At 74.3% G+C, this 17,365-nt stretch carries 13 protein-coding genes and 1 pseudogene; 4 read left to right on the forward strand and 10 right to left on the reverse strand.

Going from position 1 to position 17,365, the window contains the following annotated elements; translation table 11 throughout:
- Positions 1-193 precede the first annotated feature (193 nt).
- Together ACFQ79_RS02725 and ACFQ79_RS02730 are read left to right on the forward strand one after the other, a co-directional pair.
- A complete protein-coding gene (locus ACFQ79_RS02725) occupies positions 194-1,693 on the forward strand; it encodes an APC family permease (protein WP_383579011.1) in 1,500 nt (499 codons plus the stop codon).
- 1 nt (position 1,694) lies between these two features.
- Positions 1,695-2,111: a universal stress protein gene (locus tag ACFQ79_RS02730; protein ID WP_383579012.1), complete on the forward strand. Its 417-nt coding sequence runs from the start codon at positions 1,695-1,697 to the stop codon at positions 2,109-2,111.
- 33 nt (positions 2,112-2,144) lie between these two features.
- On the opposite strand, the gene ACFQ79_RS02735 is transcribed toward ACFQ79_RS02730, so the two are convergent.
- The 3 genes and pseudogenes from ACFQ79_RS02735 to ACFQ79_RS02745 form a co-directional block, all read right to left on the reverse strand.
- Positions 2,145-4,406, reverse strand: a complete 2,262-nt coding sequence (locus ACFQ79_RS02735) for a sulfatase-like hydrolase/transferase (protein WP_383579013.1) — start codon at positions 4,404-4,406, stop codon at positions 2,145-2,147.
- Between the two features lie 516 nt (positions 4,407-4,922).
- Entirely contained in the window at positions 4,923-6,461 is a 1,539-nt protein-coding gene (locus ACFQ79_RS02740; RefSeq protein WP_383579014.1) for a carboxylesterase/lipase family protein, read from the reverse strand.
- A gap of 71 nt (positions 6,462-6,532) precedes the next feature.
- A pseudogene (locus tag ACFQ79_RS02745) lies at positions 6,533-7,742 on the reverse strand (MFS transporter).
- Between the two features lie 136 nt (positions 7,743-7,878).
- Between ACFQ79_RS02745 and ACFQ79_RS02750 the strand changes: the two are divergent.
- Together ACFQ79_RS02750 and ACFQ79_RS02755 are read left to right on the forward strand one after the other, a co-directional pair.
- A complete protein-coding gene (locus ACFQ79_RS02750; RefSeq protein WP_383579015.1) occupies positions 7,879-8,853 on the forward strand; it encodes a LysR family transcriptional regulator in 975 nt (324 codons plus the stop codon).
- 45 nt (positions 8,854-8,898) lie between these two features.
- Positions 8,899-9,267, forward strand: coding sequence for a hypothetical protein (locus ACFQ79_RS02755; protein ID WP_383579016.1), 369 nt, complete (start codon positions 8,899-8,901; stop codon positions 9,265-9,267).
- Here ACFQ79_RS02755 and ACFQ79_RS02760 read toward each other — a convergent pair.
- The 7 genes from ACFQ79_RS02760 to ACFQ79_RS02790 form a co-directional block, all read right to left on the reverse strand.
- A complete protein-coding gene (locus ACFQ79_RS02760; protein ID WP_383579017.1) occupies positions 9,258-9,671 on the reverse strand; it encodes a DUF4440 domain-containing protein in 414 nt (137 codons plus the stop codon). The genes ACFQ79_RS02755 and ACFQ79_RS02760 overlap by 10 nt on opposite strands.
- A gap of 4 nt (positions 9,672-9,675) precedes the next feature.
- Positions 9,676-10,185 carry a DinB family protein gene (locus ACFQ79_RS02765; RefSeq protein WP_383579018.1) on the reverse strand — a complete coding sequence of 170 codons (510 nt, stop codon included), beginning with the start codon at positions 10,183-10,185 and terminating at the stop codon, positions 9,676-9,678.
- A gap of 67 nt (positions 10,186-10,252) precedes the next feature.
- Positions 10,253-12,598 (reverse strand): arylsulfatase, encoded by a 2,346-nt coding sequence (locus ACFQ79_RS02770; protein ID WP_383579019.1) that lies wholly within the window; start codon positions 12,596-12,598, stop codon positions 10,253-10,255.
- Positions 12,595-13,551: a formylglycine-generating enzyme family protein gene (locus ACFQ79_RS02775; RefSeq protein WP_383579020.1), complete on the reverse strand. Its 957-nt coding sequence runs from the start codon at positions 13,549-13,551 to the stop codon at positions 12,595-12,597. The genes ACFQ79_RS02770 and ACFQ79_RS02775 overlap by 4 nt, the downstream gene beginning before the upstream one ends.
- Entirely contained in the window at positions 13,548-15,560 is a 2,013-nt protein-coding gene (locus tag ACFQ79_RS02780) for a dipeptide ABC transporter ATP-binding protein (protein ID WP_383579021.1), read from the reverse strand. Before ACFQ79_RS02780 ends, ACFQ79_RS02775 begins: the two co-directional genes overlap by 4 nt.
- Positions 15,557-16,414: an ABC transporter permease gene (locus ACFQ79_RS02785; RefSeq protein WP_383579022.1), complete on the reverse strand. Its 858-nt coding sequence runs from the start codon at positions 16,412-16,414 to the stop codon at positions 15,557-15,559. Before ACFQ79_RS02785 ends, ACFQ79_RS02780 begins: the two co-directional genes overlap by 4 nt.
- A gap of 5 nt (positions 16,415-16,419) precedes the next feature.
- Positions 16,420-17,364: an ABC transporter permease gene (locus ACFQ79_RS02790; protein WP_383579023.1), complete on the reverse strand. Its 945-nt coding sequence runs from the start codon at positions 17,362-17,364 to the stop codon at positions 16,420-16,422.
- Position 17,365: the final 1 nt, after the last annotated feature.

Here is a 17,365-nt window from a genome sequence, read left to right on the forward strand (position 1 = left end):
CACGGCCCGAAGGCGCCCGACGGCCCGCCCCGCGCCCGGCCGACGACGTACGGCAGGTCCGTCCCCCGCGCCCGGCCGACGTACGGCAGGTCCCGCCCCCGCGCGCACGGCCGGCGTACGCCGCGCGCTCCTGGCGTGCAGCCCCGGCCCGCCCTCCCTACGATGAAGGCATACCTCTCCAGAGCGAGGCACCATGGCCGCAGAGGATCCCGCCTCACCCGCCGGTCGCCCCGCGGGTCTGAAGGCGAATGCGATCGGGTTCGTCGACGCCCTCGTCATCGGACTCAACTCCACTTCCCCCGCGTACTCGCTGGCCGCCGTCATCGGCCCGATCGTCGCGCTCGCCGGAATCTACGCGCCCGGCGTCATGTTCGCGTCGTTCGTCCCGATGCTGCTCATCGCGTCCGCGTTCTACTACCTGAACAAGGTCGACCAGGACTGCGGTACGACGTTCTCCTGGGTCACGCGCGCGATGGGCCCGTGGGCCGGATGGCTCGGTGGCTGGGCCATCGCCATGACCGGCGTCCTGGTCGTCGGCTCGCTCGCGGACGTGGCCGTGAGCTTCGCGCTGCTCTCCTTCGGCCTCGACAGCTGGGTGGACAACGCCTTCGTACGGCAGTCCCTCACCGTGCTCCTGATCCTGGTGATGACGGCCGTCTGTGTCATCGGCACCGAGCTGTCGGCCCACGTGCAGAACGTCCTCATCCTGGCGCAGGTCGCCTTCCTGCTGATCTTCGTGGGTGTGGCGCTGTACAAGGTGTACGACGGCACGAGCGCCTACGACTCCGTCGAACCCGCCCTCAGCTGGCTGAACCCCTTCGGCGCCGGAGGCGCGGCGCTGACCGGCGGGCTGCTGCTCGGCGTGTTCATCTACTGGGGCTGGGAGTCCGCGGTCAATCTCACCGAGGAGGTCAAGGACTCCGCGACCGCCCCCGGCAAGGCAGGCCTCTGGTCGACCGTCATCCTGCTGGTCACGTACGTGTCGGTCGGGTTCGCGGTCGTCGCCTACGCCGGTCCGACGTTCCTCGCGGAGAACGCGGGCGAGGAGGAGTTCATCTTCGCCCAGCTCGCCACCGATGTGCTGGGGGGCTGGGACTGGATCCTGCTCCTGGCCGTCTCCACGTCCGCCATCGCCTCCACCCAGACGACGATCATCCCGGCCTCGCGGACCGCGCTCTCCATGGCCCGGCGGCGGGCGCTGCCCGCGCACTACGGCCACATCAGCCCCCGCTTCCGTACCCCCGACGTGAGTACGTGGTGGGTCGCCGGCATCGCCATCGCCTGGTACCTGGTGGTGAACCAGATCAGCGCCAACGCCCTCTTCGACTCGCTGACCGCGCTGTCGCTCCTGATCGCCTTCTACTACGCGCTCACCGGCATCGCCTGCGCCGTCTACTACCGGCGTCATCTCCTGGAGAGCGTCCACAACTTCCTGCTGATCGGCCTCGGTCCGGTCGTCGGTGCCGGGCTCCTCACCTGGCTCCTGGTGAGGTCGGTCTCCGACATGTCCGATCCCGCGAACTCGTACAGCGGCACCTCGTGGTTCGGCCTCGGGCCGCCGCTCGTCATCGGTATCGGCATCGCCCTCACCGGGGTGGTCGTCATGATCGTGTGGCGGCTGCGGTCGCCCGTCTTCTGGGAGGAGCGGCCGAGCGTGGCCGACCCCGACCTGGTGCACGGCAAGGAGCACTGAGATGGCGGTCGTGCTCGGTTACGACGAATCCCCCGGCGCCGCCCGGGCGCTGCGGATCGCGGTCGAGGTGGCGGCCGCCTTCGACGAGCGGCTCGTGCTGGTCTACGGCGCGGCGGCGCCCGGTCCGCTGGGCGAGGAGTACCGGTCCCACTACGAGGCCATCCGCCAGACCGGCCGCGCCGGCCTCGAACACGCGGTCACGGAGGCCGACCGGGCGGGTGTGCCGACCGTCGTCGAGGTGCTCGACAAGAACCCTGCCCAGGCACTCATCGACGCGGCGACCCGTCACGCGGCCCGCGTCATCGTGGTGGGCAGCTGGGGCGAGAGCCCGATGCGGGGCGCGCTCCTGGGCTCCACACCCCACAAACTGCTGCACATGTCGACCGTGCCGGTGCTGTGCGTGCCGCCGGAGGAGTGACCAGGCGGGATCCGGCGCCGACCCGCCCGCCGCTCATGGGCGCGGGAGGACCGTGACGCGGGCCAGGGCCCAGGAGGTGTGGTCGAAGGAGGTCTTGGCGTTGGCGTCCGTGACTTCCAGGCGCAGGACGCGGACGCCCCGCACGTCGACGTCCACCGGGACGGGGCCGCCGGCGGCGGTCAGGACGGGGGTGGTGAACAGGACGCGGTCGTCGCCGTACACCGTGGCGCGGGTGGCGCCGACGGAGCTCTGGCGGGCCGAGAAGTCGTCGATGCCGACCAGGGCGGTGAACCGCTCTCCGGCGCCGCCCAGGTGGTAGGCCACGTCGCTGTGGGCGTGGACGCCGAGCCCCTTGGCGTAGGTGGTGCCGCCGAAGGCGATCGGGGTGCCGTCGCCGCCGGCGTTCTTGCCGTTGGACGTGTCGCGTTCCACGGGTCCCCAGCCGTTGACGGCGTGGATCCAGGTGAGGTCGGAGAGGTAGGCGTCCCGGGTGGGCGGCGAGGGCGGGGTGGTGACGAGGCCCGTGTCCTCGTACCGCACGGGACCGCCCGCGGCGAGGGCCGTGCCCTCGGCGGTGAGGGTCCACGGGGCGGAGGCGGGGGCTCCTGCGCGCGGGGTGACCTGCCAGCCGACGGTGAGCGCGGCTCCCGGGGCGAGCTGCCCGGCGGTGGTGGGTGTGACGGCCTGTACGGTCCAGCCCGCGGGCGCACGCAGGGCGAGGGCCGCGGAGTTCCAGGGCCGTGACGAGCCGTTGGCGAGCGCGGCGGTGACGGTGAAGGCCTGGCCGGGGACGGCGAGGGACGGCACGGTGAGGGTCGTGCCGAACGCGGCACGGGGGTAGCTGTCCTGCCAGGAGGAGCGCATCAGCGCGACGAGTTCGGCGGCCCGGGCGGGGTGGCGGGACGCGAGGTCCGAGCTCTCGCCGAGGTCGGTGGCCAGGTCGTACAGCTCCACCTGCCACTGGTCGTCCGGCAGTGTGCGGTCGCGGACGGGGGCGAACCTGACCGCCTTCCACCGGTCCTTGCGGAGCGCCTCGGCGAGCCAGGTGGCCCGCTGCTTGTCCTGGGCGTTCGCGCGGGAGGTGACGCCCCGCTCGTCGCGGAACCAGTACAGGTGGTCGTGGAGCGCGGCCTCCGTGCCTCCGGCGAGCAGCGGCGCGACCGAGAGTCCGTCGACGTCGGAGGGCGCGGGGGCGCCGCCGAGTTCCGCGAGGGTGGGGAGCAGGTCGGTGAGCGGGGTGGGCCGGTCGCTCGTGCCGGTCCGGACCCGGCCGGGGCCCCAGGCGACGAGGGGGACGCGGACGCCGCCCTCGTACAGGTTGCGCTTGTAGCCGCGCAGCGGTCCGTTGGAGTCGAACAGGTCGGGGTTGACGCCGCCCTCCTCGTGGGGGCCGTTGTCGCTGGTGACGAGGAGGATGGTGTCGTCCGCGAGGCCGAGGGCGCTCAGCCGGTCGACGATGTCCCCGACGAGGGCGTCGAAGAGGCTCACCTGGGCGGCGTGGCCCTTGTCGGCGGCGCTCCACGTCCGGGAGGCGTACGCGCCGTGGTCGGGGATGTCGCTGGGGGCGTGGGGCACGGTCGGGGTGAGCAGGAGGAGGAACGGTTCGGCGGCGTGGCGGTCGAGGAAGTCCAGCGCCCGCTGCCGCAGCAGGTCCGGGGCGTAGGCGCCCTTGGCGCCGCCCGCGTTGGCGGCGATCGGTTCCTTGACCCCGTTGTGCCAGAGGTAGGCGGGGTAGTACTGGTGGGCGTGACCGTGGTCGATGTAGCCGTGGAACTCCTCGAACCCCCGGGCGTTGGGGTGGCTCTCCTGCCCGGCGCTCTCCGGCCCGAAGCCCCATTTGCCGATCACCCCGGTGCGGTAGCCGCGGGCCCTGAGCACCTGGGCGAAGGTCGTGTCGGCGGCGGTGAGGGAGCCCTGCGCCCCGGACGGGTTGGCCCGGACGGTCGCGTGCCCGGTGTGCAGACCGGTGAGGAGCGAGCAGCGGGAGGGGGCGCAGACGGCCGCCGTCGCGTACGCGTCCGTGAACCGCAGCCCTTGCGCGGCGAGTCCGTCGAGGCGCGGGGTGGCGATGAGCTTCTGGCCGTACGCGCCGAGTTCGCCGTGGCCGAGGTCGTCGGCGAGCACGACGACGAGGTTCGGCGGGCGGGTCGCCGCCGCGCTCCCGCTCCCGGTCCCGGCCGCAGCCGGTGCCGGTGCCGCCTGGGCGTCGGCCTCTGCGGCGACGGCGGTCGCGGGCAGGGCGCCGAGGCCGACAGTGGCGGCGGACCCGGCGATGAAGCGGCGGCGACTGGACATGGTGGGGGCTCCTTGGGCGGGGAGTCGGACGCGGCGCGCGCGGGCACGCCGGGAACGGCTGGATGCCAGGGGCGGGCAAGGGCCTGTCGTCCGCCCCCGGCATCCAGCCGAGCATGGCGTCACCCGCCCCCGGCGGACCATGCACGGCGTATGAAAAGCATGTGACACAGGCCGGTCGGCCCGGTCCGCCCCCGCCACGAGCCGGCCCGGGCCCCACCCCGAGGCCCGCTCCCCCCTGGGCCTGTCCCGTGCGCGGCGCCGGACAGCGCGTGGACCAGGCGCACGGGCCCGCACGCACAGCCCGGCGCGCGGGCCTGCACCGCGGCGCGCGGGCGCGCACCGCAGGGACGAGACGCACGGGCCCGCACCGTGAAGTCCGGCGCGCGGGCCCGCACCGCAGGGACCAGACGCACGGGCCCGCACCGTGAAGTACGGCGCACGAGCCCGCATCTGAGGGGTTCACCGCTCTGGTCGGCTGCCGCGCGGGCCCCCACCGGCCGCGCCCGCCGCCCCCGCTCAGTCCAGGCGTCCGGATCCGTCCGGCGGTCCGGCCAGCCAGAGTTCGCGGACCCGGTGGACCGGGTCGGCGGCGATCCGGGGTTCGGTGTCCCAGATCTTCGTGGCTCGTCCGGCCTCCGTGTAGCGGGGCCAGTCGGCGCCCGGGTCCTGGTCGGTCACGAAGGCGACCCAGGCCCGGTGCATGGCGTCGGCGAGCGCGCGCGGCGGCGCGTCCCCTGCGACGGCCGGGACTCCCTCGGCGTCGAGGAGGTCGAAGGCGAAGGGCAGGTCGACGCAGTGGAAGGCGAGGTCCGCGGCGGGCGAGCGCCAGACGAACTCGTAGAGCCAGGTGGGTCGTTCGCGGGCGGCGCGGGCGTCTGCGACGGCGAGGTTCGGGGCGCGGAAGGTCGCGTCGGTCAGCGCCTGACCGAAGATCCGCTCCGGGCCGCCGGCACCGTACGCCTCCGTGAGGGCGTCGGCCTGCGCGGGGTCGAGCCCGAGGCCGCCGAGGAGGACGGGCAGCGGCGGGCCCTCCGGGCCGGGTGCGGGGAACATCGTGAACTCGTGCTCGGTGAAGCCGAGCATCAGGGGCACGTCCGCGCCCGCCTCGCCCGTGGTGAGCGCGTCGAGGACGGGCAGCGGGATGAGCTCGCCGTCGGCGAAGGGGGCGAAGGACAGCATCGGGGGCAGGCCCTCGCGGTCGGGGCCCGGTTCGTTCATGCGGTCCTGGAGGGCGAGGATCTCGTCGTCCCGGAGGTCGCGGAGGGCGGCGGCGGTGGCCGGTACGCCGGTGCGGGCGGTGAGGAGCCGGGAGGCGGCGCGGGCGGCCTCGGGGCCGTCGGGCCGCGGGACGGCGCCCGAGACGGAGAGCGCGCCGCGGAACAGGCCACGGGCGGCGGGGACGGCGAGCAAGGTCTGGACGGCGCCGCCGCCCGCCGACTGTCCGGCGACGGTGACCTTGGCGGGGTCGCCGCCGAAGGCCGCGATGTTGTCCCGTACCCACTCCAGGGCGGCGACCCAGTCGCGTACGCCCCGGTTGTCGGGGGCGTCCTCCAGGTGCAGGAAGCCCTCGATGCCGAGGCGATAGCCGACCGAGACGAGGACGACGCCGTCCCGGTTGAAGGCGGCTCCGTCGTACCAGGGACTGGCGGCCGAGCCGGCGACGTAACCGCCGCCGTGGATCCAGACGAGGACGGGCAGCGGGGCTTCGGGGGCGGTGCCGGGGGTGAAGACGTTGAGGTTGAGGATTCCGGCGCCGGGGACGGAGGGCTCGGGGATGGTGGTGATCTCGGCGAAGGGACGGCGCTGGGCCGTCGGGCCGTACTCGGTGGCGTCCAGCGGCTCGGTCCACGGCTCCGGGGGCACCGGCGCGGCGAACCGCAGGTCGCCGACGGGCGGCTGCGCGTACGGGATGCCGAGGAAGCGCAGGCTGCCGTCGGAACGGAGTTCGCCGCGGACGGGACCGCGGTCGGTGGTCACGGTGATGCCTGGGGCCGCAGGGCCGCCCGGGGCCGCAGTGCTGCCGGCGGCGGCTGTGTTCGTGCCGGTGGTGCTCATGGGTGCTGCTCCTTCTGCGCGGGGGCACACGAAGCCCGGGGCAGGAGCCTGCCACCGGTCACTTACACGTGTCAACGTCCGTCGCCCCACGCCTCCTCCCTGGGCAGCAGCAGCGGTGTCGCCAGCAGCAGGACGCCCGCGAGACCGATCGCCGCACGGGGTCCGACAGCGGCCGCGAGAAGCCCCCAGAGCGCGGTCAGGGCGGCGAGGGAGGCCTTCGCCGTGACGGACCAGGCGGTGAGGGTACGGGCGACCCGGTCGGTCGGTGTCAGGTCGAGGCGATGGGCGGCGAGCACCGGGGTGAACACGGCGGCGCAGGTGATCAGCGCCAGCTCGACCACCATCACGAGCACGAGCCCGCTGACACCGGGGTGGACCAGGACGAGACCGACGGGCCAGCACGCCCGCGGTCCGCAGGACCCGGTGCCGGCCGTATCGCGCGACAAGCGGCCTGGAGAGCCGCGAGCCGATGAGCCCGCCGGCACAGGGCACCGCGAAGGCGAGCCCGTACTGCCAGGGGGCGAAGCCGAGCGGCCCCAGCATGAGGACGGCGAGGAGGGGCGCGGTCGCCATGATGAGCCCGTTGACCAGGACGGAGTTGAGGAACAGGGGGCGCAGAACGGGCTGGGCGAGGATGTGCCGCCACCCTTCGAGAAGGTCGCCCGCCCTCATCGCCACCCCTTCCCGGCGCGCCGGGCGGGGCTCACGCCCCTTGATCGCGCGGATGCCCGCCGCCGAGAGCAGATAGCTCAGTGCGTCGACCAGTACGGTCGCCACCGGGCCGGCGAGAGCGACCAGGGCGCCGCCGAGCGGCGGTCCGACGACGGTCGCGGTCCAGGTCGTGGATTCGAGCCGGACCTGGGCGACGAGCCGCCCCTCTGCCGGCACGAGCGCCTTCAGGCAGGCACCGGAGGCGGCCCCGAAGGTGATGTCGGCCGCGGCGACGACCACGGAGACGACGAGGAGCTGGACGAAGCCGAGCCGGTCCAGCGCGTACGCGGCGGCGACGCTCAGCATCGCCCCGCACCGCACGAGGTCCATGGCGACCATCACGGGCCGCTTGCGGCGGAACTCCACCCAGGGGCCGAGCGGCAGCGCCACCGCCGCGCCGACGGCGGCTCCCACGGCGGCCAGCGCGGCCACCTCGGCGGAGCCCTTGTGGAGCACGGTGATCGCGAGCAGAGGGAAGGCGTTGAAGGCGACCCAGGTGCCCAGGGTGCCGGCCGCGTACGCCGCCCACAGCCACCCGAAGTCCCGTCCGAGGGACACCTCTCCCGCCATGCCCGTACCCCTCTCGCCGACCGGCCGCACAACCGCGGACCGTCCGACGCCATCCAAGCGAGCCGAGGATGCGCAGATCAAACAACCGGGGTGCGCATACGGCACAACCCTCGGTTGTAGGTCTAGGCTGCGGGGCGTGGATCTCGAAGCCGTACGCACCTTCCTGGCCGTGGTCGACTCGGGCCGGTTCCGGGAGGCGGCCGCCGAGCTCGCGGTCACCCAGCAGGCCGTCTCCAAGCGGGTCGCCGCGCTGGAGAGGGAGCTCGGCGTGCGGCTGCTCGCCCGCACCGCACGCGGGGCGGAGGTGACGATCGACGGGCAGGCGTTCCTGCCGCACGCGCGCGCCCTGCTGGACGCCGAGGCGCGGGCGATGGCCTCCGTACGGCCCGAGCGGCGGGCGCTGCGCGTGGACGTGATCGGCCGGCGGGCGGCGCCCGGGGGGCTGCTGCGGGGGTTCCACCGGGCGCATCCGGAGATCGAGCTGAACGTCGTGACGCTCTTCGACGTCGACACGGCCGTCGCCGCCCTCGTGGCCGGCACGATCGACGCGTCCTTCCGGGCGGTCACCATGCCCGGCAGCCGGCTTCCCGAGGGCATCGAGGCGCTGCCGGTCCTGGACGAGCCGCTGCAGCTCCTGACGGGTCCCCGGCACGCGCTCGCGGGCGCGCGTTCCGTCCCGCTCGCGCGGCTCGCCGGGCACCGGATCTGGATTCCCGGCATCGTCGGCGGGACCGAGTGGGCGGCCTACTACGCGGACCTGGCCTCCCGGTTCGGGCTCACCATCGAGGTGACGGGCCCGGATTTCGGCCCCGAGGCGCTGTTCGACACCATCGCGGACTCCCCCGAGCTCGCGACGCTGGTCGGCGAGGGCACCCGCATCGTCTGGCCGCAGGGGCACGACCTGCGGCGCGTCGCCGTGCACGATCCGACTCCGGTCTATCCGCACTCACTTCTGTGGGCCGCGGACAACCCGCACCCCTCGCTGCTCACCCTTCGCGACCATCTCGCCGCCTCTCCCGGGGCCCCGGGGTCACAGGGAGCGGCCGGGCGGCGGACCGACATCTGGACACCCGCCTGGGCGCGGCCACGGGATCATCGTCCCGGGCTCTAGACTCTCCACGCCCGGGGGACGGGCGGTTCCAGGGGAAGGCGGCCCATGATGCGGTGGACGCATGACGCTGTGGGGGGCGTGCTCGTCCTCCTGCTCGGTGCGGGGCTCATCACCGCCGGCGTGCTGTGGAAGGGGCGGGCGGTGCGGCCGTTCGCCGCGTCCCGCGCGCGTTCCGTGGCCCAGCGGGAGTACGCCCGCGATCTGCTGCGGGCGGCCGACCATGTGATCGCGCTGGCCCGCCGCTCCGCAGGCGAGGGCGAACCGGCGATCGTCACCGTCGAGGCCGTGGTGCGCACGACGCAGGAGCGTTACGGGTACGCCGGGGTGGAGCGGATACACGCGGCGGCCGCGCTGCGTCGCCGGTTCGAGCACTGGCGCTGCGCGGTCGACTGCGTGACCGACGCCTACGGCTGAACATCCGCCTCGGGTACGGGTGTTGCCTGGTGGTAGTACATCCGCAGGCCGGTGCCGGCCGGCGCGGCGGGGTCGCGGCGCCAGAGCGAGCTGCGCCTGGCCCGGTGCCCGTCGAGGAGCGTCTCGTAGGTGAGGTGGACGACGCCGGGGGCGAGCAGGGCCGCCGAGAAGGCGGTGGGCTCGTAGCGGGGTCCGTCCGCCGTCGCCCCGGTCATCTCGGGGAGCTCGGCGAGCATCTCCTGGTACGTCCAGCGCCGTCCGGAGGCGCCGACCTCGACGAAACCGGGGTCGAGCAGTTCGGCGGCCCGCGCCCTGGAGACCCGCACGGCCGGGTCCAGGAGCGCCAGTTCGCCGGCGACGGCCGCGGCGAGGTCGGGATCGTCGGTCGTTCCGAAGGCGGTCACCGTGTCACTCCCCCGTCGTGCCGTCGAGCCGTTCGCGCAGCAGGTCGGCGTGGCCGTTGTGGCGTGCGTACTCCTCGATCATGTGGGCGAGGACGTAGCGCATGGAGTACGTCTCGTCCTCGTGGGTTCCGGCGACGTCGAGGGAGTCGGCCGCGGCCACGATCGCGCGGGCGCGGGCGCACTCCTCGCGCCAGACGGCGAACGCCTCGTCGACGTCGGCGTCGTCCACGTCGAAGTCGGCCCAGTCGGTGGAGCCCGGCGGTGTCCAGGGGCTGCGGCTCCGCTCGCCGTTGAGCGTGTTCCGGAACCAGCCTCGCTCGACCTCGGCGGCATGGCGGACGAGACCGAGGAGGGAGAGCCCGGAGGGGTCGACCGCCCGCGTCCGCAGCTGCTCGGGCGTGAGTCCCTCGCACTTCAGGGCGAGGGTGTCGCGCTGGAAGTCGAGCATGGCCGTGAGGACGGCGCGTTCGTCCCCGGTGTACGGCACGGACGTGCGGTGATCTTGGATGGTCATACGGGCATTGTGCCGCCCTCCTCCGGGAGCGGCCCGGGATTTTCCCGGCCGCCCCGGACGGGCAGGTCTACTCGAAGGCGGCGGCCGCCTCCTTGAGCACGGCGGCGACGGCTTCGGGCGCGTCGGGGCCGAGGGCTCCGGGCCGGTAGGTGACGGACCTCAGCCGGCCGGTGTAGCGGAAGGACCGGTGGCGTTCGAAGAGCGGCCAGGAGACGGGGGACTTCCGGTCGACGCCGACGCTGATGCCCTGGAACGGGGCCATGCCGATGAGTTGGTGCACGCTGTCGGGGGCGGCGCGGTGCTCGCCGTCCACGGTGATCGTGAACCGCCAGCGCAGTCCCTCCTCCGCCGTGGCGGCGAGGAGGATCTCGTGCGGGCCGGGGGCGAGGGGGCCGGCGTCGGTCTCGTGGAGGGTTCCGTACTCGTTGTAGGCGAGGGCGAGCCGGCCGTTCTCCACGTAGAGGCTGTAGCCGCCGCCCTGGTCGCCGTGGGAGACGAGGACGCCGTCCCCGGTCTCGTCGACGGCCACGGCGATCTCGAAGGAGCGCAGCGAGACGAGCCGGGAGGAGCGGTAGCGCTCCAGTTCCGGGGTGCCGGGCAGCAGGGTGAGGGGGCGGCTGAGGCGCTCCTCGGCGGGGTTGCGGCGGGCGAGGGCCCCGCTGTGGTCGGGCAGCGGGAAGACGCCGTTGCGCCAGGCGGCTTCCTCCCAGGCCGCGGAGAGTTCCTTGACGAGTTCGGGACGGGCGGCGGCGAGGTCGTGGATCTCGGTGGGGTCGGTGCGGATGTCGTACAGGGCCCATTCGGAGTCGTCGTAGGGGGCCCCGGGCCGGTGGAGGGTGACGAGCTTGTGGCCGTCGCGGTAGTGACTGCGGTTGCCGGTCATCTCGCAGTACTGCTCGGGGTGGGTGGACGCGTGGGCCGCGTCGGCGAGAACGGGGCCGAAGCTGGTGCCGTCGGGGTCCTGGAGCGGGACGCCCCTGCGGCTCTCGGGCCGGGCGAGACCGGCGAGTTCGAGGAGGGTGGGGGCGATGTCGGTGACGTACTGGTACTGGGGCCGCAGCCCGGTGGCGAGGCGGCCGTTCCTGACCCCCTCGAGCCAGGAGAGCACGAAGGGCACGCGGACGCCGCCCGCGTAGGTGTGGCCCTTGTAGAGGCGGAAGGGGGTGTTGGAGGCCATGCCCCAGCCGCGGGGGTAGTGGACGAGGCTGCGGGGGCCGCCGATGAGCTCGGGGTCGCGGTCGACGTCGGGGTCCCAGTCGCCGGGGAGGCGGGGGTGGTGGACGAAGCGGCTGAAGTACGAGCGGGTGCCTTCGGCACCGCCCTCGCCGGTGCCGCCGTTGTCGGAGGTGAAGACGATGAGCGTGTTGTCGAGTTCGCCGAGGGCGGCGAGGGTGTCGGTGAGCCGGCCGAGGTTCTGGTCGATGTTGTCGACGAGGGCCGCGTACACCTCCATGTAGCGGGCGTAGAGCTTCTGCTGATCAGTCGTCAGGGAGTCCCACGCGGGGACGTCGAGCCCGGCCTCGCTGTTGCGGGCGGGCAGTTCGGTGCCGGGCGGGAAGAGCCCGGCGGCGAGCTGGGCGGCGAAGCGCCGCTCGCGCAGGACGTCCCAGCCCTCGTCGTAACGGCCGCGGTGGCGGGCGATGTCCTCGGACTTGGCCTGGAGGGGTCCGTGGACGGCGTTGTGGGCGAGGTAGAGGAAGAAGGGCTTGTCGGGCTCGTGGGCGCGCAGCGACTTCACCATGGAGATCGCCTGGTCGGTGATGTCGTCGGTGTAGTAGTAGTCGTCGGCGAACTCGTCGATGTCCAGGGGGCTGTTGTCCCGGACGAGCTGGTGCGGGTGGTAGAGGCTGGTGAGCCCTTCCAGGACGCCGTAGTACTGGTCGAAGCCCTTCTGCAGGGGCCAGTTGACGCGGTCGTTCGCGGCGTTGGAGGCGGAGTCGCGGACGAGGTGCCACTTGCCGACGGCGTAGGTGGCGTAGCCGGCGTCGTGGAGGAGTTCGGCGAGGGTGGGGATGTCGTCGGCGATCTCCATCCCGTAGCCGGGGAAGCCAGGGTCGGAGTTGGCGACCATGGCGTAGCCGACGCGGTGCGGGTTCAGGCCGGTGAGCAGGGCGGCCCGGGCCGGTGAGCACAGCGGCATGGTGTGGTAGTTGGTGAGCCGGACACCCGCGTCGGCGAGTCCGTCGAGGACGGGCGTGGGGATCTCGGAGCCGAAGGGTCCGATGTCGCTGAAGCCCATGTCGTCGACGAGGACGACGACGATGTTGGGTGCCTCGGGGGGCGGGGCGGTCCGGGTGGGCCAGGCGGGTTCGGACTCCGCGAAGGTACGGCCGACGCGCCCGGCGAAATCCTCGTAGGGGTCGCGCCGGGTGGCGGTGGGCCGAGCGGCTTCGCGTGGGGTGCCGGTGGTCATGCGGGGGCTGGTCTTTCCGGGGGGAGCGAGCGGGCCACGCGGAAGCCGCCGTGGCCGGTCGAGGAGTCGGGCGTGTTGTGGGAACGGGCGGCGACCCGGTAGCGGTTGCAGTAGGAGGCGTGGCAGAGGTACGACCCGCCGCGGATGACGCGCTCGGGGACGTGCCCGGGCGTCGCCGCCTCGACCGGGCCGAAGGGGTCGGCGCACCACTCCCAGACGTTGCCGGAGGTGTTGTGGAGCCCGTATCCGTTGGGTGCGTACGCGGTGACGGGCACGGTGCCGACGCGTCCGCCGGGCCGCTCCGAGCGGTGCGGGAAGGTGCCGAGCCAGGTGTTGCACATCTCCCGGCCGCCGGGGGTGAGTTCGTCGCCCCAGGGGTAGCGGGCGCCGTCGAGGCCGCCGCGGGCCGCGTACTCCCATTCGGCCTCGGTGGGCAGCCGGACACCGGCCCAGGCGCAGTAGGCGAGGGCGTCGTCGTGGCTGATGTGGACGACGGGGTGGTCGGCGCGGCCCTCGAGGTCGGAGCCGGGGCCCTCGGGGGTGTGCCAGGCGGCGCCGCCGACGCCGAGCCACCAGGGGGCCTGCGGGACGGCGCCGAGGACGTGGCGTTCGGCGGCGGGGTGGAGCAGCAGGTGGAAGACGAAGGAGGAGCCGAAGCGTTCGGCGTCGGTGCGGTGTCCGGTGGCCTCGACGAACGCGGCGTACCGGGCGTTGGTGACGGCGGTGGCGTCGATCGCGAAGGGGGCGACGGTCACCTCCCGGGCGGGTCCCTCGCGGTCGGCGGGGTAGCCCTCGTCGAAGGCGTCGCCCATGCGGAAGGTGCCGCCCGGCAGCTCCACCAGGGGGTGGGGCGGCGGGGCGGTCCGCACGGTGGGCGACGGGAGGAGCGCGGGGGCGTCCTGACGGCCGCTGCCGGCGGTGCAGCCGCGTCCGGGGGTGCAGCAGGCGCTCATGCGGACACCGCCTCGGCCGCGCGCGGCAGGGGCTGACGGGCCGCGACGGGTACGGGCTCGGGCGCGGCGGCGAGCAGCGCGCGGGTGTAGGGGTCGCGAGGACGCTCGCACAGTTCGTCGGCGCCGCCGGTCTCCACGATCCGTCCGTCGTGCATCACCGCGATGCGGTGGCTGACCTGGCGGACGACGGCCAGGTCGTGGGCGATGAAGACGAGGGCGAGGCCCAGGTCGCGCTGGAGGTCGGTGAGGAGGCCGACGATCTGCGCCTGGACGGAGACGTCGAGCGCGGATACGGGTTCGTCGCAGATGAGGACGGCGGGCTCCGGGGCGAGGGCGCGGGCGATGCCGATGCGCTGTCGCTGGCCGCCGGAGAACGAGCGGGGGTGCCGGTCGGCGGCGGCCGGGTCGAGGCCGACGAGGCGGAGGAGTTCCGCGACGCGGGCGGGGCGCTCCGCGGGGGTCCCGATGCCGAAGGCGCGCAGCGGCTCGGCGACGATCTCCCCCACGGTCATGCGGGGGTTGAGGGAGGCGTACGGGTCCTGGAAGACCATCTGCACACGGCGGCGTACGGAGTGCAGCTCGGCGCGGCCGGGGCGCGTGACGTCCCGGCCGTCGAGGACGATCCGGCCCGCGTCGGCGGGGTGGGCGTGGGCGAGGACCCGGGCGAGGGTCGACTTGCCGGAGCCGGACTCGCCGACGATCCCGAGGGTCTCCCCCGCCGCGAGGGTGATCGAGACGTCGTCGAGGGCGGTGAGGCGGCGGCGACGGCTCCGGTAGGTCTTGTGCAGTCCCTCGGCGGCCAGGACGACGGCTCCGGGGGCCGGGCGGTCGATCCGCGCGGGCGGCGGGGCGGGCGGCAGCGGGGCGGCGAGATCGGCGGCGGGGAGGCAGGCGGCGCGGACGGTGCCGTCGGCGCCGTCGCCGGCGGCGACGAGCGGCGGGGCGGTGGTGAGGCAGCGGTCCTCGGCCAGCGCGCAGCGGGCGGCGAAGGCGCAGCCGGCGAGCGGGAGGCTCAGGTCGGGCGGGCTGCCGGGGATGCCGGTCAGCCGGGTGCCGGAGGGGGCGGAGAGCCGGGGCACGGCGGCGAGGAGGCCGGCGGTGTAGGGGTGGCGGGGGCGGGTGAGGACCTCGGCGGTGGGGCCGTCCTCGACGACCGTGCCTCCGTACATCACGAGCACGCGCTCGCAGGCGCGCGCGACGACGCCCATGTTGTGGGTGATGAGGACGACCGCGGTGCCGGTGGTACGGGTGAGCTCGCCGAGGAGGGTGAGGATCTGGTCCTGGACGGTGGCGTCGAGGGCGGTGGTCGGCTCGTCGGCGAGGAGGACGTCGGGTTCGCCCGCGAGGGCCATGGCGATGAGGATCCGCTGGCGCTGGCCGCCGGAGAACTGGTGCGGGTGGTCGTCGAGGCGCCGCTCGGGCTCGGGGATGCCGACGAGGCGGAGCAGCTCGACGGCCCGGGCGCGCCGGGCGGTCCTGCCGCGTCGGACGGGAGCGTCTCCCGCGCGGGCGTCATTCGCCGGGTCGTGTCCCACCCGGGCGTGTCCCGGGTGGGCGTGTCCCGGGTGGGCGTGTCCCGGGTGGGCGTGTCCCGGGTGGGCGTCCTTCGCCCGGTCGTGTCCCGGCCGGTCGTGTCCCGCGTGGGCGCGGAGGACCTCGTCGAGGTGGCGGCCGATCGTGAGGACGGGGTTGAGCGCCGTCATCGGGTCCTGGAAGATCATGCCGAGACGGGCGCCCCGTACGGCCCGCAGCCGGTCCTGCCCGGCCGTGACGAGGTCCTCCCCGTCGAGCAGGACCGAGCCGCCGCTGACCCGGCCGCTGCCGGGCAGCATCCCGAGCAGGGCGAGGGCGGCGGTGGACTTGCCGGAGCCCGACTCGCCGACGACGGCGAGCGTCTCGCCCCGGCGGAGGGTGAACGACACGTCCCGGACGGCGTGCAGCCTCCCTCCGTCGGGAGTGGTGAACTCCACGTCGAGGCCCTGGACTTCGAGGAGCGGTGGGGTGGTCATCGGCGTATCTCCCGGTTCAGTGCCTCGGCGGTCAGGGAGAGGCCGAGGACGAGCACGGTCACGGTCACGAGCGGTCCGGCGGCGAAGTGCGGGGCCTGGGCGAGATGGGGCATCGACTGGCTGAGGACGGCTCCGAGGGTGGGTTCGGGGGGCCGGACGCCCACGCCGAGGAAGCTCATCGCGCCTTCGATGAAGACGGCGACGGTGAGGGAGACGGCGACCTGGACGACGAGCGGGTCGGCGGCGTTGGGCAGGATGTGACGGGTGAGGATCCGGCCGCCCGATGTGCCGCCGACCCGGGCGGCCGTCACGTACTCCCGGCCGCGCTGGACGAGGATCCCGGTGCGCAGGAGCCGTCCGAAGACGGGGATCTCGGCGAGCGCGATGACGAGGATCACGGGGAGCCGGCCGGGGCCGAGGACGGCGGTGACGGCGAGCGCGAGGATCAGTCCGGGGAAGGCGAGGATCAGGTCGAAGGTGCGCTGGACGACGGTGTCCGCGATCGGGTGGACGGCCGCCGTCAGGGCGAGGAGGCAGCCGAGGGCGGCGCCGAGCGGCACGGCGACGACGATGATGCCGAGGTCCGCGCGGATGCCGTGGAGCAGCCGGGCGAGGAGGTCGCGGCCGAGGTCGTCGGTGCCGAGCGGGTGGCCGGGGGTGCCGGGCGGGGCGAGCGCGAGGCCGCTCTGGTCGGTGGGCCCGTGGCCGGCGAGGAGCGGCGCGAGGAGTCCGGCGAGGACGACCAGGCCGACGAGGACGAGTCCGGTGCGGCCGCGGGCGGTGGCGAGGGCGGCCCGGTAGGGATGGCGGCGGCGCGCGAGGGGCGGCGCGGCCTTCGTGAGGGTGGTGGTCATGGCGGTCACTCCCACCTGATCCGGGGGTCGAGCCAGGCGTGGACGAGGTCGGTGAGCAGCTGGACGAGGACGAAGACGGTGACGAGGAGCAGCAGCAGGTCCTGGACGACGGGGTAGTCGCGGCGGACCAGGGCCTGTTCGGCGAGCTGGCCGAGGCCCGGCCAGGCGAAGATCGCCTCGACGAGGACGGCGCCGCCGAGGAGGTGGCCGGTCTGCATGCCGAGGAGGGTGACGACGGGCGGGAGGGCGTTCGGCAGGGCGTGCCGCCAGAGCAGGCGTCGTGGGGCGATGCCGGCGGCGGTGGCGGTGCGGACGTAGTCCTCGGCGAGGGCGCGTTCGATGCCGTCCTTGAGGTAGCGGCCGAGGACGGCGGCGCTGGGCAGGGCGAGGCAGAGGGCGGGCAGCAGCAGGTACTGGACGCCGAGGTCGGGTGCGGTGAGGAGCGGGACGCGTCCGCCCGGGGGCAGGACGCCGAGGACGACCGCGAAGAGGAGGACGAGGAGGACGCCGGTGACGAAGGGCGGCACGGCGAGCGCGGTGGTGGTGAGGGTCCGTACCGTTCCGCTGATCCAGCGGTTGCGGGAGGTGGCGCCGAGGATGCCGAAGGCCCCGCCGAGGACGGCGACGAACAGCAGGGCACCGAGGGTGAGTTCGACGGTGGCGCCGAGTCCCTCGCCGATGAGGTCGGCGGTCTGTCCGCCGATCGCGTAGGACGGTCCGAGGTCTCCGGCGAGGAGGTCTCCGATCCACCGGAGGTACTGGGTGTGCAGCGGGGCGTCGAGTCCGAGGCGGGCCCGGATGGCCGCCTCGGTCTCGGGGCTCGCGTCGGGTCCCGCGAGCACGGCCGCGGGGTCGCCGGGGACGAGCCGGAGGACGGCGAAGGCGACGAAGGAGGCGACGAGGAGGACGAGGAGGGCGGAGGGGAGTCTCCGCAGCAGGTAGCCGCGCATC

Origin of the sequence: Streptomyces sp. NPDC056480, assembly GCF_042795405.1 — a bacterium.
Lineage (GTDB): Bacteria > Actinomycetota > Actinomycetes > Streptomycetales > Streptomycetaceae > Streptomyces.

Excerpts from the sequence above, each read along its gene's own strand:
- ACFQ79_RS02775 (WP_383579020.1), bottom strand. The coding sequence starts at position 13,551 with ATGAGCGCCTGCTGCACCCCCGGACGCGGCTGCACCGCCGGCAGCGGC.
- ACFQ79_RS02735 (WP_383579013.1), bottom strand. The coding sequence starts at position 4,406 with ATGTCCAGTCGCCGCCGCTTCATCGCCGGGTCCGCCGCCACTGTCGGC.
- ACFQ79_RS02740 (WP_383579014.1), bottom strand. The coding sequence starts at position 6,461 with ATGAGCACCACCGGCACGAACACAGCCGCCGCCGGCAGCACTGCGGCC.
- ACFQ79_RS02725 (WP_383579011.1), top strand. The coding sequence starts at position 194 with ATGGCCGCAGAGGATCCCGCCTCACCCGCCGGTCGCCCCGCGGGTCTG.
- ACFQ79_RS02785 (WP_383579022.1), bottom strand. The coding sequence starts at position 16,414 with ATGACCACCACCCTCACGAAGGCCGCGCCGCCCCTCGCGCGCCGCCGC.
- ACFQ79_RS02790 (WP_383579023.1), bottom strand. The coding sequence starts at position 17,364 with ATGCGCGGCTACCTGCTGCGGAGACTCCCCTCCGCCCTCCTCGTCCTC.
- ACFQ79_RS02765 (WP_383579018.1), bottom strand. The coding sequence starts at position 10,185 with ATGACCATCCAAGATCACCGCACGTCCGTGCCGTACACCGGGGACGAA.
- ACFQ79_RS02780 (WP_383579021.1), bottom strand. The coding sequence starts at position 15,560 with ATGACCACCCCACCGCTCCTCGAAGTCCAGGGCCTCGACGTGGAGTTC.
- ACFQ79_RS02770 (WP_383579019.1), bottom strand. The coding sequence starts at position 12,598 with ATGACCACCGGCACCCCACGCGAAGCCGCTCGGCCCACCGCCACCCGG.
- ACFQ79_RS02755 (WP_383579016.1), top strand. The coding sequence starts at position 8,899 with ATGATGCGGTGGACGCATGACGCTGTGGGGGGCGTGCTCGTCCTCCTG.
- ACFQ79_RS02730 (WP_383579012.1), top strand. The coding sequence starts at position 1,695 with ATGGCGGTCGTGCTCGGTTACGACGAATCCCCCGGCGCCGCCCGGGCG.